This window comes from Bartonella vinsonii subsp. berkhoffii ATCC 51672, from assembly GCF_902825225.1.
GTDB classification, from domain to species: domain Bacteria; phylum Pseudomonadota; class Alphaproteobacteria; order Rhizobiales; family Rhizobiaceae; genus Bartonella; species Bartonella berkhoffii.
In genome coordinates this window covers 1-387 of record NZ_CADEAK010000344.1, presented here as the reverse complement: position 1 = coordinate 387, position 387 = coordinate 1, and the positions used below count along the sequence as shown (strand labels likewise).

Sequence of the window (387 nt, the reverse complement as noted above, 5' to 3'; positions counted from 1 at the left end):
GGAGGACCATCAATCGAGCGTGCTATGTTATGGCCCCTGATAACAATGATATTTTGTTTCGGCTTTATGTTTATTCTGCTCTATTTTATGGCTATTCGCAACGAAATCAATCGCCGTTATATTCAAATACTTCAGATCAAAAAAGCCCGTCGTGCACAATATCATGACTCTTCATCATGCGCGCCCTAAATAACATGCACAATGAACTTTTAGAAAATCTCTCTCAGAAAATTGATTTTTTCCTTGGTCCCTTCCCCCCCCACCAAATTTTTGTTCTAAGCTTTTTGCTCTCTGCAATCTCTCCCTTGTGTTTAATTGGCTATATCCTTTAAAAAGCTATATACCAAAAAAAAATCCTACAGCAGCTGAATAAAAAAGAACTCTTTA

At 37.2% G+C, this 387-nt stretch carries 1 pseudogene; it reads left to right on the top strand.

The annotated features are described in order from the left end of the window. Positions 1 to 189: pseudogene (locus J7R10_RS09540) on the top strand (heme transporter HemC); the annotation flags it as partial. Between the last annotated feature and the right edge of the window lie 198 nt (positions 190 to 387).